This is a genomic window from Pseudomonas sp. LTJR-52, from assembly GCF_003691465.1.
Lineage (GTDB): Bacteria > Pseudomonadota > Gammaproteobacteria > Pseudomonadales > Pseudomonadaceae > Chryseomonas > Chryseomonas luteola.
Map to the genome: position 1 here is coordinate 786,974 of NZ_CP033105.1, position 23,262 is coordinate 810,235.

Annotated in this window: 22 protein-coding genes and 1 pseudogene; 16 read left to right on the forward strand and 7 right to left on the reverse strand. The window is 58.5% G+C overall.

Annotation, left to right across the window (positions count from 1 at the left end; all coding sequences use genetic code 11):
• The 7 genes from bioF (at nucleotide 1) to EAW52_RS03645 (ending at nucleotide 6,947) form a co-directional block, all read left to right on the forward strand.
• Entirely contained in the window at nucleotides 1-1,176 is a 1,176-nt protein-coding gene (gene bioF / locus EAW52_RS03615) for an 8-amino-7-oxononanoate synthase (protein WP_122041445.1), read from the forward strand.
• Nucleotides 1,169-1,894 (forward strand): alpha/beta fold hydrolase, encoded by a 726-nt coding sequence (locus EAW52_RS03620; RefSeq protein ID WP_010796030.1) that lies wholly within the window; start codon nucleotides 1,169-1,171, stop codon nucleotides 1,892-1,894. Before bioF ends, EAW52_RS03620 begins: the two co-directional genes overlap by 8 nt.
• Entirely contained in the window at nucleotides 1,887-2,702 is an 816-nt protein-coding gene (gene bioC, locus EAW52_RS03625; protein ID WP_122041446.1) for a malonyl-ACP O-methyltransferase BioC, read from the forward strand. Before EAW52_RS03620 ends, bioC begins: the two co-directional genes overlap by 8 nt.
• 4 nt (nucleotides 2,703-2,706) lie before the next feature.
• Nucleotides 2,707-3,387 carry a dethiobiotin synthase gene (bioD, locus tag EAW52_RS03630; RefSeq protein ID WP_122041447.1) on the forward strand — a complete coding sequence of 227 codons (681 nt, stop codon included), beginning with the start codon at nucleotides 2,707-2,709 and terminating at the stop codon, nucleotides 3,385-3,387.
• A gap of 369 nt (nucleotides 3,388-3,756) precedes the next feature.
• A complete protein-coding gene (locus tag EAW52_RS03635) occupies nucleotides 3,757-4,524 on the forward strand; it encodes a hypothetical protein (RefSeq protein ID WP_122041448.1) in 768 nt (255 codons plus the stop codon).
• A 126-nt stretch (nucleotides 4,525-4,650) separates the two neighbouring features.
• Nucleotides 4,651-4,935: a hypothetical protein gene (locus tag EAW52_RS03640; RefSeq protein ID WP_010796026.1), complete on the forward strand. Its 285-nt coding sequence runs from the start codon at nucleotides 4,651-4,653 to the stop codon at nucleotides 4,933-4,935.
• A gap of 206 nt (nucleotides 4,936-5,141) precedes the next feature.
• Nucleotides 5,142-6,947, forward strand: a complete 1,806-nt coding sequence (locus EAW52_RS03645) for a phenylacyl-CoA dehydrogenase (RefSeq protein ID WP_122041449.1) — start codon at nucleotides 5,142-5,144, stop codon at nucleotides 6,945-6,947.
• A gap of 80 nt (nucleotides 6,948-7,027) precedes the next feature.
• On the opposite strand, the gene EAW52_RS03650 is transcribed toward EAW52_RS03645, so the two are convergent.
• From EAW52_RS03650 to EAW52_RS03665, 4 genes are read right to left on the reverse strand one after another with little or no spacing between them, the layout of a single operon-like run.
• Nucleotides 7,028-7,927 carry an HlyD family secretion protein gene (locus EAW52_RS03650; RefSeq protein ID WP_019366673.1) on the reverse strand — a complete coding sequence of 300 codons (900 nt, stop codon included), beginning with the start codon at nucleotides 7,925-7,927 and terminating at the stop codon, nucleotides 7,028-7,030.
• A gap of 12 nt (nucleotides 7,928-7,939) precedes the next feature.
• Entirely contained in the window at nucleotides 7,940-8,140 is a 201-nt protein-coding gene (locus EAW52_RS03655; RefSeq protein WP_010796023.1) for a DUF1656 domain-containing protein, read from the reverse strand.
• A complete protein-coding gene (locus EAW52_RS03660) occupies nucleotides 8,130-10,322 on the reverse strand; it encodes an FUSC family protein (RefSeq protein ID WP_162997580.1) in 2,193 nt (730 codons plus the stop codon). Before EAW52_RS03660 ends, EAW52_RS03655 begins: the two co-directional genes overlap by 11 nt.
• Nucleotides 10,323-10,329: 7 nt before the next feature.
• Nucleotides 10,330-11,832: an efflux transporter outer membrane subunit gene (locus tag EAW52_RS03665; RefSeq protein WP_122041451.1), complete on the reverse strand. Its 1,503-nt coding sequence runs from the start codon at nucleotides 11,830-11,832 to the stop codon at nucleotides 10,330-10,332.
• A 169-nt stretch (nucleotides 11,833-12,001) separates the two neighbouring features.
• Here EAW52_RS03665 and EAW52_RS03670 point away from each other — a divergent pair, with 169 nt between their 5' ends.
• From EAW52_RS03670 to EAW52_RS26345, 3 genes and pseudogenes are all read left to right on the forward strand, one after another.
• Nucleotides 12,002-12,976: a LysR family transcriptional regulator gene (locus EAW52_RS03670; protein WP_122041452.1), complete on the forward strand. Its 975-nt coding sequence runs from the start codon at nucleotides 12,002-12,004 to the stop codon at nucleotides 12,974-12,976.
• 151 nt (nucleotides 12,977-13,127) lie between these two features.
• A pseudogene (locus EAW52_RS03675) lies at nucleotides 13,128-14,000 on the forward strand (DMT family transporter); the annotation flags it as partial.
• Between the two features lie 36 nt (nucleotides 14,001-14,036).
• On the forward strand, nucleotides 14,037-14,336 hold the full coding sequence (locus tag EAW52_RS26345; RefSeq protein WP_167670396.1) for a DUF2218 domain-containing protein: 300 nt from the start codon (nucleotides 14,037-14,039) through the stop codon (nucleotides 14,334-14,336).
• Between the two features lie 170 nt (nucleotides 14,337-14,506).
• Here the strand turns inward: EAW52_RS26345 and ubiA are convergent, their stop codons facing one another.
• Genes ubiA through EAW52_RS03690 form a run of 3 tightly spaced genes read right to left on the reverse strand, consistent with a single transcriptional unit; the run spans nucleotide 14,507 to nucleotide 17,056 of the window.
• Nucleotides 14,507-15,451 (reverse strand): 4-hydroxybenzoate octaprenyltransferase, encoded by a 945-nt coding sequence (gene ubiA / locus EAW52_RS03680; protein ID WP_122041453.1) that lies wholly within the window; start codon nucleotides 15,449-15,451, stop codon nucleotides 14,507-14,509.
• A 57-nt stretch (nucleotides 15,452-15,508) separates the two neighbouring features.
• The gene (locus EAW52_RS03685) at nucleotides 15,509-16,069 is read right to left on the reverse strand and encodes a chorismate lyase (RefSeq protein WP_372238882.1); all 561 of its coding nucleotides are present in this window, start codon (nucleotides 16,067-16,069) and stop codon (nucleotides 15,509-15,511) included.
• A gap of 33 nt (nucleotides 16,070-16,102) precedes the next feature.
• Nucleotides 16,103-17,056: a LysR family transcriptional regulator gene (locus tag EAW52_RS03690; RefSeq protein WP_122041454.1), complete on the reverse strand. Its 954-nt coding sequence runs from the start codon at nucleotides 17,054-17,056 to the stop codon at nucleotides 16,103-16,105.
• Between the two features lie 233 nt (nucleotides 17,057-17,289).
• Between EAW52_RS03690 and EAW52_RS03695 the strand changes: the two genes are divergently transcribed.
• The 6 genes from EAW52_RS03695 (at nucleotide 17,290) to EAW52_RS03720 (ending at nucleotide 23,234) form a co-directional block, all read left to right on the forward strand.
• Nucleotides 17,290-18,213 carry an amidohydrolase gene (locus tag EAW52_RS03695; RefSeq protein ID WP_177411889.1) on the forward strand — a complete coding sequence of 308 codons (924 nt, stop codon included), beginning with the start codon at nucleotides 17,290-17,292 and terminating at the stop codon, nucleotides 18,211-18,213.
• A gap of 266 nt (nucleotides 18,214-18,479) precedes the next feature.
• Entirely contained in the window at nucleotides 18,480-19,820 is a 1,341-nt protein-coding gene (locus EAW52_RS03700; protein WP_122041456.1) for an MFS transporter, read from the forward strand.
• Complete coding sequence (gene rhmD, locus EAW52_RS03705; protein ID WP_122041457.1) at nucleotides 19,801-20,985, forward strand: L-rhamnonate dehydratase; 1,185 nt, start codon at nucleotides 19,801-19,803, stop codon at nucleotides 20,983-20,985. The genes EAW52_RS03700 and rhmD overlap by 20 nt, the downstream gene beginning before the upstream one ends.
• Before the next feature lie 51 nt (nucleotides 20,986-21,036).
• Nucleotides 21,037-21,363: an L-rhamnose mutarotase gene (gene rhaM, locus EAW52_RS03710; RefSeq protein WP_177411890.1), complete on the forward strand. Its 327-nt coding sequence runs from the start codon at nucleotides 21,037-21,039 to the stop codon at nucleotides 21,361-21,363.
• Nucleotides 21,363-22,421 (forward strand): L-rhamnose/proton symporter RhaT, encoded by a 1,059-nt coding sequence (gene rhaT, locus EAW52_RS03715; RefSeq protein ID WP_122041458.1) that lies wholly within the window; start codon nucleotides 21,363-21,365, stop codon nucleotides 22,419-22,421. The genes rhaM and rhaT overlap by 1 nt, the downstream gene beginning before the upstream one ends.
• A gap of 42 nt (nucleotides 22,422-22,463) precedes the next feature.
• Nucleotides 22,464-23,234, forward strand: coding sequence for an SDR family NAD(P)-dependent oxidoreductase (locus EAW52_RS03720; RefSeq protein WP_122041459.1), 771 nt, complete (start codon nucleotides 22,464-22,466; stop codon nucleotides 23,232-23,234).
• The last annotated feature ends 28 nt before the right edge of the window (nucleotides 23,235-23,262 follow it).

The window sequence follows — 23,262 nt, forward strand, 5'->3', positions numbered from 1 at the left end:
ATGCCGTTCGACCTGGCCAGACGCCTCGCCGAGCGCCGCGAGCAAGCCCTGTACCGTCAGCGACCATTGCTGGAAGGCCCGCAAGGACCTGAAGTAGTGGTCGACGGACAGCCGCTCCTGGCGTTCTGCAACAACGACTACCTTGGCCTTGCCAATCATCCAGACGTCATCGCGGCACTGCAAAAGGGTGCCGAGCGTTGGGGCGTAGGCGGGGGCGCTTCGCATCTGGTGATCGGCCATAGCGGCCCCCATCATGCCTTGGAAGAGGCGCTGGCTGAGTTTACCGGGCGCCCTCGGGCACTGCTGTTCTCCACGGGTTACATGGCCAACATTGCGGCCGTGACAGCCCTGGTTGGCCGTGGTGATACGGTCCTTGAAGACCGGCTCAACCATGCGTCTCTGCTGGATGCGGGGCTGCTGTCCGGTGCGCGCTTCTCCCGCTATCTGCATAACGATGCAGCAAGCCTGGCCAGCCGGCTCGACAAGGCCGAAGGCAATACGTTGGTTGTAACGGACGGCGTATTCAGCATGGACGGCAATGTGGCCGACCTGCCAGCCCTGGTTGAAGTGACACGTAACCGGGGCGCCTGGCTGATGGTCGATGACGCCCACGGCTTTGGCCCGTTGGGCAGGCAGGGAGGCGGCGTAGCCGAGTATTTCGGACTGGGCATGGATGAGGTTCCGGTACTGGTCGGTACGCTGGGCAAGGCTTTTGGTACTGCAGGCGCCTTTGTAGCAGGCAGCGATGAGCTGATCGAAACCTTGATCCAGTTCGCACGTCCTTACATTTATACTACCAGCCAGCCGCCAGCAGTGGCCTGCGCCTCCTTGAAGGCACTAGAGCTGCTCCAGGCAGAGTCCTGGCGGCGCGAGCATTTGAATGCACTGATCCAGCGATTCCGCTCTGGGGCGCAGGTTATCGGCCTTTCGCTGATGGACAGCTTTACACCGATCCAACCGATCCTGGTCGGCAGTAGCGAGCAGGCATTGGCTTTTTCGGCTGCCCTGAAACGCCATGGAATTCTCGTCACGGCGATCCGTCCCCCTACGGTTCCGAACAATAGTGCCCGGTTGCGGGTTACTCTGTCGGCCGCACACAGCGAGCAGCACGTCGATCGTCTGCTCGCCGCACTTGCCGAAGCTTGGTCGGAATTGAAAGGAACGGAACATGCGTGACACTTTAGTGCTGCTGCCCGGGTGGGGTCTGGGCACGGCCCCTTTGGAGCCGCTGCGTGATGAGCTCCTCGAAATAGCACCATATCTGGATGTACTGATCGAACCCTTGCCGGACATGGCCGATGCCAGTGGCTGGTTCGATGATATCGACGCCCGGCTGCCGGATAACGTCTGGCTGGGTGGCTGGTCATTGGGTGGCATGATCGCCAGTGAGCTTACCCGGCGGCGGGGCGACCGTACCCTGGGGTTGATCACTATGGCCAGCAATCCCTGCTTTGTCGCCCGTCATGGTTGGCAAAGCGCAATGTCACGCAGTGTCTTCACCGATTTTTACGAGGCCTGCACGCTCGATGCGGAGCTGACGCTCAAACGCTTTACCCATCTGGTCAGCCAGGGGGCTCGGGACCGCAAGACGCTTGCACGCCTGCTGCAGGTGGCCTTGCCAGAGACGTCCGGTGAAGTCGCAGTGGCCGGGCTTGAGCTGCTGGCGCAACTGGACACACGCGAGGCGCTTCAGGCGTATAGCGGTCCGCAACTTCACCTGTTTGCGTCAAACGATGCACTGGTACCGGTATCGGCTGCGCAAGCCTTGATGGATGAGATACCCGACATCGAAGTTCATGTCTTCGAGCCGGCCAGCCATGGCCTGCCGCTGGAGCGTCCGGACGAAATTGCCGCAGCGATTGAACGTTTCATTTATGAGGGCCGTGATGGCTGATGCTTTACCTGTAATAACGCAGGAGGGCGCCTCCTTGCCGGATAAAAGGCAAGTGGCGGCTTCGTTCTCCCGGGCGGCGGCCAGCTATGACGGTGTTGCCAGCCTGCAGCGTGATGTCGGCGAAGCGCTTCTGGCGCGTATGCCCGAGCAGGCTGTAGAGCGCTGGGTCGACCTGGGCTGCGGTACAGGCTACTTCACCCGGGCGCTGGCAGCCCGTTATCCCAACGCGCAAGGTATCGCCGTTGACCTGGCGGAAGGCATGCTGCGCCATGCACGTCCACTCGGCGGGGCCGAGCACTTTGTGGCGGGTGATGCCGAACGGCTGCCGCTCAAGGGCCAGGCGTGCGATCTGCTGTTTACCAGCCTTGCCATTCAATGGTGTGGCGACCTTTCGGCGGTATTATCCGAGGCCCAGCGTATCCTGCGGCCCGGTGGGCTGTTTGCATTCACCAGCCTGTGTACCGGTACACTGCAGGAGTTGCGGGACAGCTGGCAGGCAGTGGATGGTTTCGTTCACGTTAACCGTTTCCGCCAGTTTGAAGACTATCAGCGGGTCTGTGCGGGCAGTGGACTCAAGCAGAAGGTGCTGGACGTCGAAACACGCGTTCTGCATTTTCCGGATGTCCGCAGCCTGACCCATGAACTCAAGGCGCTCGGCGCCCATAACGTAAACCCTGGCCGCGCTACTGGCTTGACCGGACGCGCCCGCCTGAATGCCCTGGCGCAAGCGTATGAGCGCTTCCGCCAGCCCCAAGGTCTCCCGGCCTGCTATCGCGTGGTTTACGGCATTTTCCAGAAAGAATCCTGATCTTATGTCTGCTTACTTCATTACCGGCACCGATACCGAAATCGGCAAGACCACTATTGCTTCCGGCCTGCTGCATGCAGCCCGCCTTGCGGGGCTTTCCACGGCAGCGGTCAAACCTGTGGCGTCTGGTTGCGAGATGACGCCCGAGGGGCTGCGTAACAGCGACGCGTTGTCGCTCTGGGGCGAGTGTTCGTTGCCGTTGAGTTACGCCGAGGTTAATCCGCTGGCCTTTGCGCCTGCTATTGCTCCACATCTGGCGGCCCGTGAGGTAGGAACATCCTTGACAGTCGATGCCCTGGTCGCGCCCATTCAGGCCATGCGGGCCAAACAGGCCGACTTCATGCTGGTCGAAGGTGCAGGTGGCTGGCGCGTGCCGCTGGAAGGGCAGGCGAACCTGTCAGATGTAGCCAGGGCCGTTGGTTTTCCCGTCATCCTGGTGGTGGGTGTACGGTTGGGTTGTATCAACCATGCGGTGCTGACTGCTGAAGCCATTGCGCAGGATGGGCTCAACCTGGCCGGCTGGGTTGCCAATATTGTCGATCCGCAGACATCACGCCTGGAGGATAACCTCGCCACGCTTCATGAGCGCCTGCCTGCACCTTGCCTGGGCACTGTTCCTTATCTGGCTGAAGCCACGCCGGCGGCCGTTGCGGATTATCTGGATTTAAGCCAATTGGCGCGTTAATGCGCCTTTGGTATCTGACTGCTCGTGATAAGGCACTTTAATATCAGAATAGATATTATTTATTACAAAGTTTTTCAGCGATTACTTTAATTTTGCGCAGCTTTTTCCGGCTTCGCATATAGTCCATTTGCCTCGATTGATCTCTTTCCCGCCTCATCTAAAAGAGATGTTCTCGTCGCGGTTATGAGTGCTTTCTGTTTGTTCGCTATGCCTGTCAATCACTTCTTAATGATTGATTGCGGCATGGCGCGTGACTGTATGCCTTTAATCTTTATTGCTATACGACTTACCGATAGTTGCTCATGGTGTTCAGACGTTGGTGGTAGTTCCAGTTTTATAACAATATCAAGAATGGAAAAAGGATTTTGTATGCCTGTCTTCAAGCGTATTGATGCTCAAGACGTTTCTCGGCTAGCGCTCGACATCGAGAGGCAAGGCTATGCCGTTATTGAACACTTTCTTTCAACGGAACAACTTGAAAGTGCACGTGACTATGTTCTGCGGGAAACTCACAAACATAACTCCGAATATTTTGCGCTACATGGCATAAAGTCGGTAACCGGCAGTCTTTTCGAGGCGCTGAGCACCTCGGTGAGGTTCAGGAAAATGCTGGCGGATGTTCAGGAAGCCGGTCTGGGCAGGCGGGTACCGGAAGAGGAAGAGATCTTTCCGGCCGTGCGTTGCCTGCAAGGTAAAACCGGTCTTAAAGAGTCCAACTATTTTCATTATGACGCCACGGCACTAACGGCGCTCGTGCCTGTTTTCATCCCAAATGATACTGACCAGTGTGGCGATTTTATTATGTTTCCCAATGCCCGCCGTATTAGGAGCAGTGTGGCCATCAATATTATCGAGAAAGCACTTATTCAAAATCCATTAAGTCAGAAGTTTATAGCGTTATTGATCAAGTACAACCTGCTCAAGCCCATCAAAATAAAACTTGTTCCTGGCAATCTTTATATCTTCTGGGGATATAGAAGCATACATGCCAATGAGCCTTGTGATCCTAATACACTGCGCGCAACGGTCCTGCTGCATTATGGTGACCCACACAGTCACCAGTGGATGTCCAGGCTTTTCCTCGGCGCCAACCAGAGGCGGGCGCGCAAGATTAACAAGAAGGCGTTGCCCGGCTGATACCGTTCCCCTGGTTATTCGAACTGACGCTAAGCGAAGCGGCAAGCATGACGTTTTAATCATAGGGTTCGATGCCGGAATCTGCTTCAATGGCCAAACGCCTCAAGCAGTTAAAGGGAGCGGCTTATGAATATTTCCGGAAACAGTTTCACTTACGGGGTGGCGGCCTATCAGGCGGGCCAGTCCCGTGTCGATCAGGCCGGCGCAGCCATTGCGGCCAGCAGCCTGCCGAATGATGCGCAGACACGTGTCGACCAGGTTCGCAGCGTCGATGGAGCTTCTCAGAATCAGGCAGATAAGGCCGCACAGCTGGTCGAGTTGCAAGCGGGTAAGCGCGAGGCCCTGGCGGGCTCTCGAGTTATCCAGGCAGCCAGTGCAACATTGGGAAGCCTTATCGATACCTACGCCTGACCTCTGTTCCCTCCAGGGGGAGAAGGTATAACACAAGCGCCGCGGGTGGATAACCACTCGCGGCGTTTTTGTATCCAGGTGTCGCCTGTGGTCAGACACGCTTGACAGGCCTCAGAGGAAAACATAAGTTTCAAACAACTGTTTAACGCCGATCAGGAGATCCCTGCGGCGCCTTCCCATAAAAATGCATTCCAGAGGTAACAGTCATGCCTGACTACAAGGCTCCCTTGCGTGATATCCGCTTTGTCCGTGACGAACTGCTGGGTTATGACGCGCATTACCAGAGCTTGCCCGGCTGCCAGGATGCTACCCCGGATATGGTTGCCGCCATTCTTGAGGAAGGCGCCAAGTTCTGCGAGCAGGTCCTGTCGCCGCTGAACCGTGTCGGTGACAAGGAAGGCTGCGTATGGAGCGAGTCGGGCGTGAAGACGCCGACAGGCTTCAAGCAGGCTTATCAGCAATTCGTAGAAGGTGGCTGGCCAAGTCTGCCTCATGATCCTGCTCATGGCGGCCAGGGTCTGCCTGAGTCGCTGGGTATTGCCTTGTCGGAAATGATCGGCCAGGCCAACTGGTCCTGGGGCATGTATCCAGGCCTTTCCCATGGCGCGATGAACACTATTGAAAGCCATGGTACCGACGAGCAGAAGCACACCTACCTGACCAAACTGGTTTCCGGCGAATGGACAGGCACCATGTGCCTGACCGAGCCTCATTGCGGCTCCGACCTGGGTATGCTGCGTACCCGTGCCGAGCCGCAGGCTGACGGTAGCTACGCGATTAGCGGAACCAAGATATTTATCTCTGCCGGTGAACACGACCTGACCGACAACATCGTGCATATCGTGCTGGCCCGCCTACCTGACGCACCGGCGGGTACCAAGGGTATCTCACTGTTCATCGTACCCAAGTTCCTGCCCAATGCCGAAGGTGGCATAGGCGAGCGCAACGGTGTGACCTGCGGCTCCATCGAGCACAAGATGGGTATCCACGGTAACGCCACTTGTGTCATGAACTTCGATAGTGCCAAAGGCTTCCTGATCGGCCCGCCCAACAAAGGCCTGAACTGCATGTTCACCTTTATGAACACGGCGCGTGTTGGGACGGCACTGCAAGGTCTGGCCCATGCGGAGATCGCATTCCAGGGTGGTATCCGTTATGCCCGTGAACGCTTGCAAATGCGTTCCCTGACCGGGCCAAAGGCGCCTGAAAAGGCTGCTGACCCTATCATTGTTCACCCAGACGTCCGCCGCATGCTGCTGACGATGAAGGCCTTCGCTGAAGGCAACCGTGCCATGATCTACTTTGCTGCCAAGCTGGTAGATGTGACCCGTTACAGCCAGGATGAGGAAGAGCGAAAGAAAGCCGATGCGCTGTTGGCCTTCATCACGCCGATTGCCAAGGCCTTCATGACTGAGGTGGGCTTCGAAGCCGCTAGCCATGGCATGCAGATCTATGGCGGTCACGGCTACATTTCCGAATGGGGCATGGAGCAGAACCTGCGTGATAGCCGTATTGCCATGATGTACGAAGGTACTACCGGTATTCAGGCCATTGACCTGTTAGGCCGTAAGGTACTGATGACTCAGGGTGAGTCGCTCAAGGGCTTTACCAAGATCGTTCACAAGTTCTGCCAAGCGCAGGAAGGCAATGCTGAGCTCAAGGAGTTTATCGAGCCGCTGGCCAAGCTGAACAAGGAATGGGGCGACGTTACCCTCAAGGTCGGCATGGCGGCCATGAAGGACCGTGAGGAAGTAGGCGCTGCGGCGGTGGATTACCTGATGTACTCCGGCTATGTCTGCCTGGCGTACTTCTGGGCCGATATGGCTCGTGTAGCCAGCGAGAGGCTTGCTGCCGGAACCGATGAGGCTGCGTTCTACAAGGCCAAGCTGCAGACCGCGCGTTTCTATTATCAGCGCCTGCTGCCACGTACCCGCATGCATGCCGAAGCGATGCTGGCAGGGGCTGGCAGCCTGATGGATGTGGCGGAAGAGGATTTCGCTCTGGGTTATTGATTCGCCAGGGCTGAAAACCAAAAGGGCTGCACCTCTCGGTGCAGCCCTTTTTTATTGGTCGATTGTTAAGGCAGTCGGTATCAGTCGGCAAAGCCCAGCCAATTGTGGTGGTCATGACCTGTACCGTCGTCGAGCACGACCGTACAGGTGGTACCAGCAGACAGCTCCATGCCTTCAGGCACTTCATCGATGGCAATGCGCACCGGAATTCGCTGCGCCAGGCGCACCCAGTTAAATACCGGGTTCACATCGGCGATCAGCTCGCGGCTCTGCGGGTTGTCCCGATCATAAATACCCCGGGCAATGCTCTCTACATGGCCCTTGAGCACCATGCCGCTCATCATTCGCATTTCGGCAGGTGCGCCGATCTTCACGTGGGGCAGTTTGGTTTCTTCAAAGTAGCCATAAACCCAGTAGGAATTCTTGTCGATGATCGCAAGCTTGGGTGCACCGGCCGAAGCATAATCGCCACGATAGACCAGGAGGTTGGTGACATAACCATCCACCGGCGCCACCACGCGGGTGCGGGACAGGTTCAGGCGGGCCGCCTCAAGCTGAGCCAGGGCCTGCTTGTAATCTGCCTCGGCCGACGCGGCAATGCTGCTAGCGTCTTCACGGCTCTCCTTGGAAACGACCAGGCTGTCGATATCGGCGCGGCGCTTGGCGTTTTGCAGGCGCATGTCCAGCGTTGCCTTGCGCGAAGCGACCAGGGCTTCGGCCTGATGCACGGCAATCTCGTAATGAGACGGATCGATCTGCAGGAGCAGGTCGCCTTTCTTGACCAGCTGGTTGTCATGCACCGGCACGTTGACCACAAGGCCCGACACATCCGGTGCGATGTTGATGACATCGGCGCGCACGCGTCCGTCCCGCGTCCACGGATCGTTCATGTAATGCACCCAGAGCAGCCGGCCTATCACCAGTGCGGCTACCACGACGATCAGGGTCGCCAATACGCTAAAAAGGTTCTTCAAGGTCATGGAACAAGGCTCTCAACGATAGACGGTCAGCGCCATGACGCCATAGATGCAGGCGAACAGGCTCAGGCGGAACAGGGAGGGGTGCCAGGTAAAGCGATACAGCCCAATGCTGGCGAACAGGCGATCAACGACCCACATCACCAGCAGGCCAACAATGAACAGCACGGTAACGGTGGGCAGGTACACACCGTGGAAAGCAATCTCACGAGGCATGGGCGATTCCTGTGGCGGGCTCGCTCGGCGCAGCGTATTGCGCCAGGGGCGCGTGCGGGTCGAGCAGGGAGGTTCGAATGAAATGCAGGAAGCTCTGGATGCGACGCAGCGGCGACTCATCGAAATGCTGGCTATAGGGCTCACGCTGCGCTTCAACGCAGGCAATGGCCTGGTCCACCGCGGTGAGCGCACGTTGCAGATTGGTCTGGCTTGGCTTGAGGAACAGGCGGGCCAGGGCACGTCCCATGGCGCGGATCGACTGACGCCAAGGGGACGCTTCGGCAAATCGAGGCTCGGCCGGTAGGCGCTCCTGCTCCTGACGCAGCTCAATGATGGCCTGACCGACTTCCTGGACCGTAAAGGTCCAGCCCAACAGCGCCTTCTGCACCTGCGGACGGCCATTGGCCAAACCGTAGGCCTGATTGAGCAGGTCGCGCGTGGCGCTTTCGAACCGGCTCGAAAGCCCTGGCAGCGGGTCACTCGTTACACGAACGACCTGACGGCGCAGGTCACGCTCCAGGCGTCGCCAGAGCCAAGCGCTGTTGGGTGGGAGCAGGATCGAGGAAATCGCGGCTGTAGTCGCCATGGACAGCAGCACGGCGATACCGTTGTTGATGAAGTTTGACGGGTCATACACCGGTGGGTTGTCGGGAATCGAGGTAAAGCAGAAAAACACCATGCTACCCAGCCCGTAACCCATATAACCCGGACGCAAGGCCACAAAGCTGCCCAGCATGAAGACGGGTGCCAGGGCGAACATGAGCATCCAGTATCCATCCAGTTGGGTGAAGACGAAGAAGTTCATGAAAAAGCCTACGGTAACGCCGAAAAATGCACCGATGGCCATCTGTTGGGCGGTCTTGTGGGGCATCGGACTGGACGAGGCGAGGGCGGCCACGGCAGCCGCGTTGGAGGCGAACATGCCGCCATAGGGCCAGGCTGTCATGATCCAGAACAGGCTGAGCAGCAGCACCATGAGAGCAGTTCGTACGCCTGCCACGGTTGATGCCATGGCATTGGCCTTGGCCACGAAGCGTGCCTTCCATTGCTCGCGTACATGGTGCGGAGCGGCCAGGGACGCGTGGGTCTGGACGTAGTTGTGCAGATCGTCTACCAAACGGAAGAGCAGCTCGGCAGCCGTCTCGAAGTCCAGCCGATCTTCTTCGGAGGGCGCGTTGGCAAGTAGCGAAGCACGGGCTTCCCGAATGCGTACGCGGGTATGGTCGCTCAAGGCCGAGAGACGTTCAGCGACTGCTGCCGCGTCCGGTGGTGTCAGCGGCTGACCACGCACGCTGTCCAGGAGCTCCAGAAATGCAGCCTGCGCCATGTCGAATGCCGACAGTACAACGTCAGCCTGACGCTGGCGCAACCGTAGAAGCAGTCGACTCAAGGCATGCAGACGGGTCGTCATGGTCATGAACTCACTGTTCAGCCGCGAGAGACGACCGCTGCGCATGCGCATGTGCGGATCTTCAAAGGCTGTGGCGCTGCGCATGTTTTCAAGCCCGACGGCCTCGGCGGCATAGCGCACTCCACCGCTCTCCACGACATGCCGCTCCAGCTTGCCACGCAGCACATCGGCTACGTAGCCTGCAAAGGTGCCAAAGCGGTTGTATAAGGCGTTGCGCATGGCTGCGCCTGTGGTCTGCGGAAAAAGGGCTGCCGAGACGATACCGCTGCAGATAATGGCGAGCGAAATCGCCAGCACCCGCATAACCGCTGACATAAAAGCACCTTCAGGGCTCATGACAGCGGGAATACCGATCAGCGCTGCGGTATAGCCTGCCAGCACACAGCCGTAGCTGCGCATATCGCGATAGCGCATGGCGCCGGCCGTGCACAGGCCAATCCAGACTGACATGCAGATCAGGAAGGGCACCCGCTCCTGGGCAAACAGGGCAACCAGCGCCAGCATGGCGATCAGGCCTGCTACCGTGCCCAGCAACCGATAGACGCTTTTGGCAAATACCTGGCCGCTCTGCGGCTGCATCACGATGAAAACGGTGATGACCGCCGAGGATGGGTGCGGCAACTGGAGGCGCATGGCAAGCCAGAGGGTCAGGCCAGCTGCGATCAGTACCTTGAACAAGTAGATCCACATGACACCGTCACTTCTCGCCCAGGCGTTAAGCGCCTGGCGAAACGCGCTGGTGGTGGGGGTGGAAGTCGTTTCTGCTTTCATGAGGGCCTTAGGGCTTTTTGGCAATATCGACACGTGCCGGTTTCAGGTCCTTTTCGTCCGGGCCGTCTTCAGGCGCGATGGCACCGCCACCCAGAGCGGTAATCAGGCCGGCCTGGGCGCTCAGACGCATGGCCTGGACCTGTTGCTCCACCCGCTGCTGGGCAAACAGACGGGTCTGGGCGTCCAGTACATGCAGGTAATCGGTCAGGCCGCGCTCGAAGGCCTTGCGGGCAATGTCGTAGGTGCGCTGCGCCGCTTCCACGGACTCACGGGCCATGTCGGCCTGCTTGTTGGCCGAGTCGAGACGAATCAGGTTATCGGAGATGTCCTTCAGCGCTTCGATAATGGTCTGGTTGTAATGTGCAACCGCAGCGTCATAGCCTGCCGATGCGATACCAAGCTGCGAGCGGCGCTCACCGCCATCGAAGATGGGCAGCGAGATAGCCGGTCCAAAGGAGTAACCCGTCTTTTTGGCCGTGAACAATTCCTTGAAGGTGCCCATGGTCATCGACTGACCAATGCTCGCCATCAGATCAATGTTGGGGTAGAAGTCGGCGCGGGCTACATCGACACCCTTGGCGTTCATGGCAACCTGCCAACGGCTGGCAACCACGTCGGGACGATGACCCACCAGCTCCAGTGGCAAGCGGGAGGGCAGGGTTGGCATGGCGCCCAGTTGCAGCTGCGGACGTGTCAGCGAGGCGGCGTCGCCAGGGCCTTTGCCGGCCAATGCGGCCAACTGATTACGCGAAAGCGCAATGGCTTCGTCCAGAGCTTCGATCTGTCGATGCGTTTCCGGCAGCAATGCTTCGGCCTGGCTGACCTCGAATTGGGTGCCGATGCCGCCTTCCAGCTGACGCTTCGCCAGTTTGGCGATCTGCTCCTGCTGATCCAGGGTCGCTTGGGCTACATCACGTTGCGCATATTGCAACGATAACTGGATGTAGGCTCGCACGATGTTGGTTGTCAGCTCGAGCACCGCAACACGTTCTTCGGCAGCTGCCTGGTGGGCACGATCCAGGGCACGCTCGCTGTCATCATGCTCGCGTCCCCAGAAGTCGAGCTTATAGCTGAGCCCCAGGGAGGCGGTGTTGTTCCAGGTGGTACGGTCGGCCAACTCGCCCGGGCCATAGAAGTTATCCGTAGGCCAGGTGTAACGGCGCAGGTCAACGCTGCCGTTTACGTGGGGCGCCTCGGCGGATTCCACCAGTCCGGCCATTGCCTTGGCCGAGCGTACCCGTGCCGCTGCGGCTGCCAGTGACGGATTGCTGGTTAGGGCTTCAGCGATCCACCGGTCCAGCTGGGGGTCACGGTAGGCGCGCCACCACTGGCTGGCCGGCCATTGGGCGTCCAGCTTGGCCGCACGGATGGCATCGTCCGTAGCCAGGGTGTCGGCATCGATACGTTGAGCCTCCGGCGCGATACCGTGGGTGCTGATACAGCCGGAGATTGTTGAAGTCAGAACAAAAAAGCTTATGCCAAGCAGCGAATTCTTACAGGGGAATGACACAGAAGGCGTCCAGATATTCGAGGGGAGAGTCGCTCAAACCTACGTGAATTCTAGGAAACCCCTTGTCTTGAGATAAGCCGGCTGGTTTGTGAATGTTTATCTCACATTTTGTAATAATGGTCCTCTTGCGTTCATGGCAAAATTTATTTGCTAACTAATGAGGGGCATCATGGACACATTGCACAATATGCGCGTTTTCGCCTGTGTTGCCGAAAGCGGCAGCTTTACCAGCGCGGCGCAAGTGCTGAGCACCACCACCGCGCATGTTTCCCGGGCCGTGGCGAGCCTGGAAGCGCATCTGCGTACCCGCCTGCTCCATCGAACCACCCGCCGGATCGCCCTGACCGAGGCGGGGCAGCGTTACCTGCTGCGTTGCGAGCAGATCCTGGCCTATGTTGAAGAGGCCGAAGCCGAAGCCAGCGATGCTCATGCGCGGCCGGCCGGCAAGCTGCGTATCCATTCCATGACCGGAATCGGTCAGCATTACATGATCAAGGCGATTGCGGGCTATCGTCAGCAGTTTCCTGAGGTCAACTTTGACCTCACCATGGCTAACCGGATGCCAGACCTGCTCGATGAAGGCTACGATGTGGCGATTGTGGTCGCGACGGAGCTGCCGGATTCCGGCTTTGTTTCCCAGAACATCGGCCATACCTACAGCATCCTGTGTGCGTCGCCTGCCTATGTCGAAGCACGAGGCCTGCCTCGCAGCCCATCGGATCTGCCAAGTCATGACTGTATGAGACTGGTGAGTCCGGTCGTGCCGCTGGAAAAATGGGTTTTCGACGGACCCAACGGTCAGGAGATGGTCACCATCGGCACAACCTCGTTCCAGGTCAATGTGGGCGATGCCATGACTGAAGCGATTCAGGCGGGCCTGGGCATTGGAATCCTGCCAATTTACTCCGCCATCGAAGGGTTGCGTGACGGCTCGCTGGTTCGTGTCCTGCCGCAGTATCAACTGCAACAATTGAACGTGTACGCCTTGTATCCGTCCCGCCAGTACCTGGACGCCAAGATCAAGACGTTCGTGGCGTTCCTGCGTGAGCGACTGCCCGGCGTTCTAGAAGCTGAAGAGCACGAGCTGCGTGAGTTCAGCCTGCGCAATGCCTGTAGCGGCGCCCGTCAGGTGCAGCCGGCCTGATTCCCTTAGGCCCTGGTTATGCTTGCCCAGGGCTGTTTCTGCTTTTCTTTCCCGGCTCATCTGTTCAATACTGGGCTTACCCATGCGGGCCAAGCCTTTATGCGATCAAGTGCTTAGCCTGCTAATCAGTAGTGCTCGATCAGGACAATAAATGAGCCCTCAGTCGTCTTCCGGCCTTGCCGAGCAACCGCTCAAGGGCATCGGGCTGATTTGTCTCGCGATACTCTTGTTTGCCAGCCATGACACGATGTCCAAATACCTGTCGGGTTTCTACCCGATCGTGATGGTCGTCTGGGCCCGTTACGTTTCCCATACGGTGTTGATGCTGGGCGTCTTCGGGCCTCGCATGGGGATGGGAGTGATCCGCACACGGCGGCCCGGACTGCAGATCGCCAGGGCGTTGTGCCTGATCGGGACCAGCCTGTTCTTTACGGCCGGGCTGCGTTATCTACCACTGGCAGAAGCCACGGCGGTCAACTTCCTCGCTCCGCTGATCGTAACGGCTCTGTCGGTGCCCCTATTGAAAGAGCGGGTGACCCGGCCGCAGTGGATCGCTGTGGTGACCGGCTTTGTTGGTGTTCTGATCATCATTCGCCCCGGTAGCTCGCTGTTTACGCCAGCTGTTCTGCTACCGCTGGGGTCCGCAGTGATGTTTGGTATCTACCAGATCCTGACCCGCATTCTTTCCTCGACTGACAGCCCCACCACCAGCAATTTCATCGCCGGACTGGTGAACAGCTTGATCATGACATCACTGTTGCCCTTCTTCTGGGAGCCGCCGAGCTGGACGCATGCCATTTTGATGATAGGGTTAGGCGCATGTGGAATGGGCGGACACTTGTTGCTGACCCAGGCATTCCGCTATGCGCCGCCCGCGTTGCTCGCACCCTTCAGCTACGGACAGATTATCTGTGCAGGGTTGATGGGATTCATTTTCTTCGGTCATGTACCTGACGAGGGCGCCCTGGTCGGTATGACAATCATCAGCCTCAGCGGGCTGGCTGTCGCCTGGCAACAGCGGCGTGCACGCAAACCCATCACCTCTTCAAGGAGATCGATTATGGCATCGTCCGAATCCCGTATCGCCACGGCCAGTCCAGGCCGCTACATCACACGGTTATGCAAGCACTGGGGGCATAAATTCCAGGTGGAATTCGATGACGGAAAGGGCTTTATTCAGTTCCCGGCGGGAACCTGTCACCTTGAGGCGCAAGGCGACGTGCTATTGGCAAAGATCGAGTTTCCTGCTGAAGAGCTGGAGCGGATGGAAGGGGTGGTCGCTGATCATTTGCAGCGGATGGGAAGCGGTGAAACACTGCAGATTGATTGGGTCAGGGTCTCATCAAGCCCGACTGAGTGATCGCCTGTGCCAGGGAGGCGGTAAGCGAGTCATTCGTGAAAGCCGCCGTAAAGTCACCAGAACCGCTTGTTCCGGTATCTAATAGGCGCTGCGCCCTGGCTTCACGTTCTCTGTAAGTGTGCAGAGAACGTGAAGCGCCGAAGGCATGGGAAAAAGCTGAAGCCGCCTGATCAGCGCACCAAATAATCCACCACAATCCCTATCCAGATTGCCAGGCCCGCCCAGTGATTATGCAAAAAAGCCTTGAAGCATTTCATGGGGTCCCGGTCCCGTGTACTCAGGAATTCCCAGACAAAACACCCTAGCGCTACCACAAGGCCCAGATAAAACCACGTGCCCATGTGAAAGCGCGCACCGGCGAGGATCAGGCAGAGCAGAGTAAGGCCCTGCAGCGTCGCGATGATAATGCGGTCTGCATCGCCAAACAGGATGGCGGTGGATTTCACGCCGATCTTCAGATCGTCTTCCCGATCCGCCATGGCGTAATAGGTGTCGTATCCCACCGTCCAGATCACGTTGGCGATGAATAATAGCCAGGCCTCAGGCGGAAGCGAGCCGGTTTCGGCGGTAAAGGCCATCGGCATTCCCCAGGAGAAGGCTGCGCCCAGTACCACCTGTGGGTAATAGGTGTAGCGCTTCATGAAGGGATACAGCGCAGCGATACCCAGGGCGCCAAAGGACATCCAGATGGTGATGGCGTTGGTAAACAGCACCAGCACGAAGCTGAGCCCAACCAGCACGGCAAAGGCAATCAGAGCTTCCTTGGTTGTTATCCTGCCGGTCGCCAGCGGGCGCGCCTTGGTACGACTGACGTGACCGTCGAAGTTTCGATCGGCAAAGTCATTGATTACACACCCCGCCGAGCGCATCAGGGCGACACCCAGCACGAAAATAATAACGTTCTTCACGCTCGGGCGGCCTTCGCCCGCAATCCACAAGGCCCAGAGTGTTGGCCAGAGCAACAGGTAGATGCCGATAGGCTTGTCCAGTCGCGTCAGTTGGACGAAGTCTTTGATGCGGCTGCTAGGCCGGGTGGTCCCGATGATTTTCTGCGGGGCGGCGGTAGCGAGCGAGGCAGCGGGCTGTGGCTTTTTACGGGAGCGGTTCTTTTTCATTGCGGCGCCGTATCGGAATGAACGAAAGCCCGAGCCGTTTTACGGCGGGCTGGCCGATTATAGCCTCTGATCTTTCAGGAACTGCCAGAACGCCGGCAGAAACACCTCGGCAACCAATACGCCAAGGCCGTCCCGGCGAAAGACCGAACGCCGAGCCCAGAGCGGCTTCTGATCCTGCACTTCTTCCTGTGGAAGCCAGCCAGCAGGGTAACGCGTGGCCTCCAGCGGGCCGCGGTTAAACGCGTTATCGCTGAACAGCAGAGCGCCTAGTGGGCGTTGGCCCAGTTGAGCCAGCTCAAACCCTGAGGCCTCGAGCGCCTCGCGCGTTGCCACGCTGCGGGCAAACACCCAGCGGGTCTGCGTACCTAACAGGAAAACCTCGCGTACCCAGCCGAGCGTCTCCGGCGGCGCGTCCAGGGCCTTGCATTCATCTGCCCTTAGCGGTTGCCATCCTTCTGCGACGACTTCCACTTCAAAACGACCTTCGCTGAGTTGCGTCAGGCGTTGGGTCAGAGAGCCATCGTCTTCGAACAGCCATTCACGAGGAGCCGGGCCGTGTAGATGCGCTGAGGTTTGCCAGAGGGGAGAGCGGGGCGTCATGTCAGGTGACCAGTCCATAGAAGGCTCATAGCTTAACAGCCGGGCGAAGGGTTATGGCCTGAGGCCAAGGCTATTGGCACGTCGGCGCAGGAGCTGGAGAAAGGTCTCCAACTCCTGGCTCAGGGGTTCGTTCTTGCGCAGCAGCACGCCATAGGGCGCCATCTCTTCCTCGATTTCGAGTGGAAGCGGCACGACGAGTCCGGTCCGCAGATAATCCGAGACTACCGTTTCGGACAGCACCAGAATGGCCTCGGTCATCTGCACCAGCTGCAGCATGGCAAAGACCGAACTGCATTCGATCACGTCTCGCGGCGAGGGTAGCGAAAGCCGCTCGAAGGCTCGCTCCAGTGCCATGCGGGCCGGACTGGAGGACGGCTGGAGGATCCAGGGCCATTGGCTGACCAGCTCGCTCAGGTCGATTTGGTCGCGTCCCGCCAAGGGATGATCGGCCCGTACGGCTACGACCAGATGCTCGTTACCCAGCGGCTCGAACTGATAGCGGCTCCGGTCACTCTCCGCATTTTGACGTGCTACAGCGAGGTCAATGGTGCCCTGGTCCAGTAGTTCGATGAGCTGATCGCTGGTGTCTCCCATGATCCGCAGCTTGAGGCGAGGGTACTGACGCTTCATGTTAGCGATGGACTGAACGACCAGATCGGGCGCTGCGCCCATGATGGTGCCGATGGAGAGATACCCATAGCCGCCTTGCTGGCGATCGGTGATGTCTTCGGCGCAGCGGTCGAGCTGCGTTAGGGCGGTGCGGGCAAAGCGCAGGACTTCTTCGCCCAGCGCATTAGGCTTCATGCCCCGCGTCTGGCGCTCAAACAGCTCGCAGCCAAAGGCATCTTCGATTTCCTGCAGCATGCGAGTGGTCGCCGGTTGCGACATGTTCAGGGCCTGCGCGGCGCGATGCAAGTTCTGGCTATTGCCCAACGTGACCAGCATAAGCAGGTGCTTGTAACGCAGCCGATTGAACAGGGCGCGCGCGGATGCGGATACGTTCATTGTTGTTCTTCCTTAGCGAACGATGCCGCCTGGGTATCGGTGTTGACCTAATTATTATTGGTAATCACGCGCCATCACAGCTAAAGAGTGGACTCCAACAATAAAAAAGGAATTCACCATGCATACCTCCTTTCTCTCACCTGCCGGCTACGTCATCTATCCGTTGTAGCTACGACGCACACTAACGCTTCGTTATGCGAAGACGACCCTTTCTGATTGGAGGCTTAGCAGCCATGGCGGCACCTGCTCTACAGGCATTCGCACAGGCTCGCGAAACCCTTGCGGTTTACCAGGGACCACGACTTGATGCCCACATTCATCTGTTCGATCCGCACCGCCCGGAGGGTATTCCGTGGCCTGAACCAGGCGATACTATCTATCGACGCACATTGCCGGACGAATATTTCGCCCAGGCAGCGCCCTTGGGCGTCGTGGGTGCGATTGCCGTAGAGGCCAGCCCCTGGCGAAAGGATAACGACTGGCTGCTTGAGGCCGTACGGCACCATACTGGCATGGTGGGCTTTGTTGGCAATCTGGTGCCAAACGATCAACGCTTTGCGGCTGACCTCGACCGGCTGGCAGCCGAGCCCCTCTTTCTGGGGATGCGCTACGGCAACCTATGGGATCGTGATCTAACAGAAGACCTTCGAAAGCCTGGCTTTATCGAGGGGTTACGCCTTTTGGCTCAAAGCGGCAGAGCACTGGACAGTGCCAACCCGACGCCACCCCTGATCGCTGCGCTGCTCAAGGTAAGTGATGCTGTCCCAGACCTTCGTATCGTGGCGGATCACTTGCCTAATGCCCAGGTCCCTCCTGCTGAAGAGCGCGCGTACTGGCGAGACCTGGAGACGTTCGCTGCCCGACCAACGGTCTTCATGAAACTCTCCGAGGTGCCGCAGCGTATACAAGGAACAGCGGGGCTGGACGTTGCGTATTACCAGGAGCACCTGGACCGATTGTGGTCGTTATTCGGCGAAGATCGCATCCTGTTTGGCAGTGACTGGCCCAACAGCGATCACCTCGTCTCGCTGGATAAAACCATTGGCCTGACGCAGGCCTACCTGGCTACAAAAACATCGGTAGCTCAGGAGAAAGTGTTTTATCTCAACTCCAGGCAGGCCTATCGCTGGAAGTCACGACAGGCACAGCAATCATGACCGATGCATAAAGGGTATCGAATGTAAATTTATTTCGATTAGTCAGGCATCACTTCTACGCTTAGATTCAAGGCACCTACAACAAAAACAAGGTGAACGTCATGACTCGCTTGCTTCATGTCGATTCTGCACGCAACTGCCGTCACATCCGCACTCGTTTTTCTTTTCCTAGCGCTCTACGCCATCGACAGCCATTACCTGCGCGCTAGGGTTTGCCGTTTCGTACGTTGCTCCACGCCCCATAACAATTCCAAGAGGAAACTGGCGTGAACACATTGTCTCCGCACATCATCAAAAAAGTCTTCTGGCGGCTCCTGCCGTTTCTGCTGCTCATGTACGTGCTCGCGTTCCTGGACCGTGCCAACGTGGGCTTTGCCAAGGCGGCTTTTCAAGCCGACACCGGCATCTCCGATGCAGCCTTTGCTTTTGGCGCGGGAATTTTCTTTCTCGGCTACGCCTTTCTGGAGGTGCCCAGTAACCTGATCATGCACAAGGTCGGTGCTCGGCTCTGGATGTGCCGCATCATGGTGACGTGGGGTCTGATCTCGGCGGCAATGATGTTTGCCCACAACGAGATGACCTTTTATGTGCTGCGCTTCTTGTTGGGTGTCGCTGAGGCCGGTTTCTTCCCGGGTGTGATTCTCTACCTGACGTACTGGTTTCCCCATCAGGCCCGCGCCAGGGCTATGGGGTTCTTTTATTTTGGCGCACCGCTGGCATTTATCTTCGGAAGCCCACTCTCCGGCCTGCTGCTTGAGTTCGATGGCATGGTGGGGCTACACGGTTGGCAATGGCTGTTCATGGTGGAAGGACTCCTGGCAACCATTGTAGGTGTCTGGGCCTACTGGTATCTGGACAATCGCCCGAGCGATGCCAAGTGGCTGACCGGCGAAGAGCGTCGGGCGCTGCAGGAGACGCTTGACCGTGAGGACCGCGAAAAGCTCGCCCACGGCAAGAGCCTGCTCAAGGTGCTGACGCATCCCGGCGTTCTGTACTTGTGCCTGATCTATTTCCTGATCCAGACCAGTGTTTATGGTGTGGTGTTTTACCTGCCGACTCAAGTGGCGGGACTGCTAGGGCAGAAGGTCGGCTTTATGGTCGGACTGGTGACCTCCATTCCCTGGGTCTGTGCGCTTGCAGCAGCCTACCTAATACCTGCTTATTCGGATCGCACCGGTAATCGCCGTGCAACCGCGGCGCTTACCGTCGCTATGGGCGGATTAGGTATTGCCGCCTCGGTAGCGTTCGGCTCGCCGCTGCTGGCGCTGGTCGCTCTGTGTTTTGCCGCCTCTGGGTTCATTGCCGTCCAGCCGATCTTCTGGACGTTTCCCTCAGCCTACCTCGCCGGTAGCGCGGCGGCGGGCAGCATCGCCCTGATCAACTCTATCGGCGCGCTGGGCGGCTTTATGGCACCCAACCTCAAGCGCTGGGCCGAGACGGCCTTTGACTCGACCGCTGCCGGCCTCTACTTCCTTGCCGGTGCCAGCCTCCTGGCCGGTTTGCTGATTCTTGCTATTCACCGCTTCAGTCCTTCGACGCCCATTAAACGCGCCGCTACGCCCCTCAATCCGTTGCCAGGAGACGCCCATGAGCATGCCCACCATTAAACACGTCCGTGCCTTCACTCTACGGGGCGGCGGTGCGGATTATCACGACCAAGGCGATGGTCATTGGATCGACGACCATATCTCTACGCCCATGGCAAAGTATCCCGAGTACCGGCAGAGCCGCCGCAGCTTTGGCATTAACGTACTAGGTACTCTGGTGGTGGAAGTGGAGGCCAGCGACGGGACGGTAGGCTTTGCTGTTACCACGGGTGGTGAGTTGGGCGCCTTTATCGTCGAGAAGCATTTGGCGCGCTTCATCGAAGGCGCCAAGGTAACGGACATCGAAAAGATCTGGGACCAGATGTTCAACGCAACCCTCTACTACGGGCGCAAGGGCATCGTTCTCAATACCATTTCTGGCGTGGACCTGGCTTTGTGGGATTTGCTCGGCAAGATTCGTCAGGAGCCTGTTCACCAGCTCTTGGGCGGTCCCGTACGGGATGAGCTGCAATTCTACGCGACCGGTGCCCGACCCGACCTTGCCAAAGAGATGGGTTTTATCGGCGGCAAGCTGGCGCTTCAGCACGGCCCCGCTGAAGGTGAAGAAGGGCTGCGCAAGAACATCGAAACGCTGGCCACCATGCGTGAGCGGGTGGGAGACGACTTCTGGCTGATGTTCGACTGCTGGATGAGCCTTGACCTCAACTACGCTACCCGCCTGGCCAACGCGGCAAGCGAGTTTGGCCTCAAGTGGATCGAAGAGGCACTGCCGCCGGATGATTACTGGGGCTACGCCGCCCTCCGTCAGCAAGTGCCGAGCGGGATGCTGGTCACTACGGGAGAACACGAAGCGACCCGCTGGGGCTTCCGTATGCTCTTGGAGATGGGCTGTTGCGACATTATCCAGCCGGACGTGGGCTGGTGTGGCGGGATTACCGAGCTTATCAAGATATCGGCGCTGGCTGATGCACACAACGCGCTGGTAGTGCCCCATGGCTCTTCCGTCTACAGCTACCACTTCGTCATTACCCGCACCAACAGCCCATTCTCGGAATTCCTGATGATGGCTCCCAAGGCGGACAAGGTGGTGCCGATGTTCAACCCGCAGCTCCTGGATGAGCCGATTCCGGTCAATGGCCGCATGAAAGCCTCCGTGTTGGACAAGCCCGGCTTTGGGGTACGGCTAAACCCCGAGTGCCAGCTACATCGACCCTACGATCACTGATAAAGGAGCGCGGCGCGGAGGAACCGCGCCGCCAGACAAGGAACCGCCATAATGCCAACAAAAGCGTTCCGTATGACCTTGCATCCCGGGCAGGCTGAGGAGTACCAGCGCCGGCACGATGAGATCTGGCCTGAGCTGGTCGACGCGCTGCTGGCCGCCGGGGTCGAGGACTACCGCATCTTTCTTGACCCTGAGACGCATGCACTCTACGCCGTACTGACGCACCGCAGTGAGCATGCTTTAGATGACTTGCCCAACTTGCCAGTGATGAAGCGCTGGTGGCATTACATGGCAGACATTATGGCAACGAACCCGGACGAGTCACCGGTGAGCGTGCCGCTCTTGCCAGTCTTTACACTGACGGCAGGAGACGCGTGATGGAGGTCATCCTGCTGGGTGTCATCCTGCATTTTATCGGCGGCTTTGCTTCCGGCAGCTTTTACATCCCTTACAAGAAAGTGCAGGGCTGGGCCTGGGAGAGCTACTGGATCATTGGCGGCCTGTTCTCCTGGCTGTTCGTACCATTAGTGGCGGCCGTGCTGACTGTCCCCAACTTCACGCACATCATCGCCGAGGCCGATACGTCCACGTTGCTCTGGACCTATACCTTCGGTGTGCTGTGGGGGATTGGTGGTCTGACGTTTGGCCTAACCATGCGTTATTTGGGGCTTTCGCTGGGCATGTCCATCATCATGGGCCTGACCTCCGCGCTGGGCGCCCTGATGCCTGCGATCTACAAGGACCTGTTTACCGACGAAACCCGAGGCTCCTTTACCGAACTGGTCGCCAGCGCTGGCGGGCATTGGGTGCTGGCGGGCGTTGCCATTTCGCTTGTGGGCATTGCCATCTGTGGGCGGGCGGGTGTCATCAAGGAGCGCGAGGTCTCCGAGGCGACCAAGCAGGCGAGTGTGGCGGAGTTTTCCCTGGCCAAGGGGTGGACCGTTGCCATCATTTCGGGCGTGCTCAGTGCCTGTTTCAGCTACGGAATCTCGGCCGGTCGACCTCTCGCCGAGGCGGCCGTGGCGCAGGGCACCAACAGCCTGTTCCAGAACAACATCACCTTCATGCTGATCATGTGGGGCGGGCTGACCACCAATGCCATCTGGTGCTTGCTGCTCAATCGGCGTAATCGCTCGTTCTACAACTACACTGACTCGCGGACGCCGCTCCTGCGCAATTACCTCTTGGCAGCCAGCGCCGGCACGATTTGGTTTCTGCAGTTTTTCTTCTATGGCATGGGCGAGAGTCGGCTCAACAACGACGCCAGCTCCTGGGTGCTGCACATGTCTTTCATCATTGTCGTGTCGAACCTGTGGGGGCTGTATTTCCGTGAATGGCACGGCACCTCGGCACGTAACAAGCGCATCCTGCTGGCAGGTATCGTGGTCATTCTGGCTTCGATTGCTATGGTGGGGTATGGCAACTATTTGAAGTAGAGACGACTCGGCCCTGACTTTATCGAACCCAAGGAGATAACCATGCTGCTCGCAGACAAGACCGTCATCATTACCGGCGCCTCCCGTGGGATAGGCCGTGCCATTGCACTGGAGTGCGCTCGCCAAGGCGGTAAAGTCGTCATCGGGCACAGCGGTAGCGATTCCAGCAAACCGCAGGTGGCCTCGTTGATTCAGGAAATCGAGCAGGCCGGTAGCCGTGCGGTCGACGTAGGGGCCGATGCCGCCAACCCGGACACCGGCAGCAAGCTCGTCAAGGCGGCAGTGGAGGCATTTGGCAGTGTGGATGTATTCGTCAACAACGCGGGCATCTGTCCCTTTCATGCCTTTCTCGATATGCCACGCGAGGTCTATTACAAGACCGTAGACACCAATCTTAATGGTGCCTATTTCGCCGTACAGGCAGCGGCCAATCAAATGAAGGAGCAAGGAAGGGGAGGCTCGATCATTGCCGTCAGCTCGATCAGCGCATTGGTGGGCGGCGCGATGCAGACGCACTACACACCCACCAAGGCCGGGCTGCTGTCACTCATGCAGTCTTGTGCCATTGCCCTTGGCCCGTACGGTATACGCTGCAATGCCGTACTGCCGGGCACTATCGAGACCGATATCAATAAAGACGACCTGGCCGATCAGGAGAAGCGCGACTACATGATTAAACGGACACCTCTTGGCCGCCTAGGGGAGCCGGGCGATCTGGCTGGCCCGGTCGTATTCCTCGCATCGGACATGGCCAGGTACGTCACTGGCGCTTCCTTACTGGTAGATGGAGGCATGTTCGTGAATCTGCAGTAGCAATCTCATGCGGAGCATTGCTCCAATT

What these genes read in the sequence shown, in the direction of transcription:
- EAW52_RS03660 (WP_162997580.1), bottom strand. Translation starts at nt 10,322, where the DNA reads ATGAAAGCAGAAACGACTTCCACCCCCACCACCAGCGCGTTTCGCCAG.
- rhaM (WP_177411890.1), top strand. Translation starts at nt 21,037, where the DNA reads ATGCCAACAAAAGCGTTCCGTATGACCTTGCATCCCGGGCAGGCTGAG.
- EAW52_RS03645 (WP_122041449.1), top strand. Translation starts at nt 5,142, where the DNA reads ATGCCTGACTACAAGGCTCCCTTGCGTGATATCCGCTTTGTCCGTGAC.
- EAW52_RS03655 (WP_010796023.1), bottom strand. Translation starts at nt 8,140, where the DNA reads ATGCCTCGTGAGATTGCTTTCCACGGTGTGTACCTGCCCACCGTTACC.
- bioF (WP_122041445.1), top strand. Translation starts at nt 1, where the DNA reads ATGCCGTTCGACCTGGCCAGACGCCTCGCCGAGCGCCGCGAGCAAGCC.
- ubiA (WP_122041453.1), bottom strand. Translation starts at nt 15,451, where the DNA reads ATGAAAAAGAACCGCTCCCGTAAAAAGCCACAGCCCGCTGCCTCGCTC.
- EAW52_RS03670 (WP_122041452.1), top strand. Translation starts at nt 12,002, where the DNA reads ATGGACACATTGCACAATATGCGCGTTTTCGCCTGTGTTGCCGAAAGC.
- EAW52_RS26345 (WP_167670396.1), top strand. Translation starts at nt 14,037, where the DNA reads ATGGCATCGTCCGAATCCCGTATCGCCACGGCCAGTCCAGGCCGCTAC.
- EAW52_RS03620 (WP_010796030.1), top strand. Translation starts at nt 1,169, where the DNA reads ATGCGTGACACTTTAGTGCTGCTGCCCGGGTGGGGTCTGGGCACGGCC.
- EAW52_RS03695 (WP_177411889.1), top strand. Translation starts at nt 17,290, where the DNA reads ATGGCGGCACCTGCTCTACAGGCATTCGCACAGGCTCGCGAAACCCTT.
- EAW52_RS03720 (WP_122041459.1), top strand. Translation starts at nt 22,464, where the DNA reads ATGCTGCTCGCAGACAAGACCGTCATCATTACCGGCGCCTCCCGTGGG.
- rhmD (WP_122041457.1), top strand. Translation starts at nt 19,801, where the DNA reads ATGAGCATGCCCACCATTAAACACGTCCGTGCCTTCACTCTACGGGGC.
- EAW52_RS03685 (WP_372238882.1), bottom strand. Translation starts at nt 16,069, where the DNA reads ATGGACTGGTCACCTGACATGACGCCCCGCTCTCCCCTCTGGCAAACC.
- EAW52_RS03640 (WP_010796026.1), top strand. Translation starts at nt 4,651, where the DNA reads ATGAATATTTCCGGAAACAGTTTCACTTACGGGGTGGCGGCCTATCAG.
- EAW52_RS03650 (WP_019366673.1), bottom strand. Translation starts at nt 7,927, where the DNA reads ATGACCTTGAAGAACCTTTTTAGCGTATTGGCGACCCTGATCGTCGTG.
- bioC (WP_122041446.1), top strand. Translation starts at nt 1,887, where the DNA reads ATGGCTGATGCTTTACCTGTAATAACGCAGGAGGGCGCCTCCTTGCCG.
- EAW52_RS03635 (WP_122041448.1), top strand. Translation starts at nt 3,757, where the DNA reads ATGCCTGTCTTCAAGCGTATTGATGCTCAAGACGTTTCTCGGCTAGCG.
- EAW52_RS03690 (WP_122041454.1), bottom strand. Translation starts at nt 17,056, where the DNA reads ATGAACGTATCCGCATCCGCGCGCGCCCTGTTCAATCGGCTGCGTTAC.
- bioD (WP_122041447.1), top strand. Translation starts at nt 2,707, where the DNA reads ATGTCTGCTTACTTCATTACCGGCACCGATACCGAAATCGGCAAGACC.
- rhaT (WP_122041458.1), top strand. Translation starts at nt 21,363, where the DNA reads ATGGAGGTCATCCTGCTGGGTGTCATCCTGCATTTTATCGGCGGCTTT.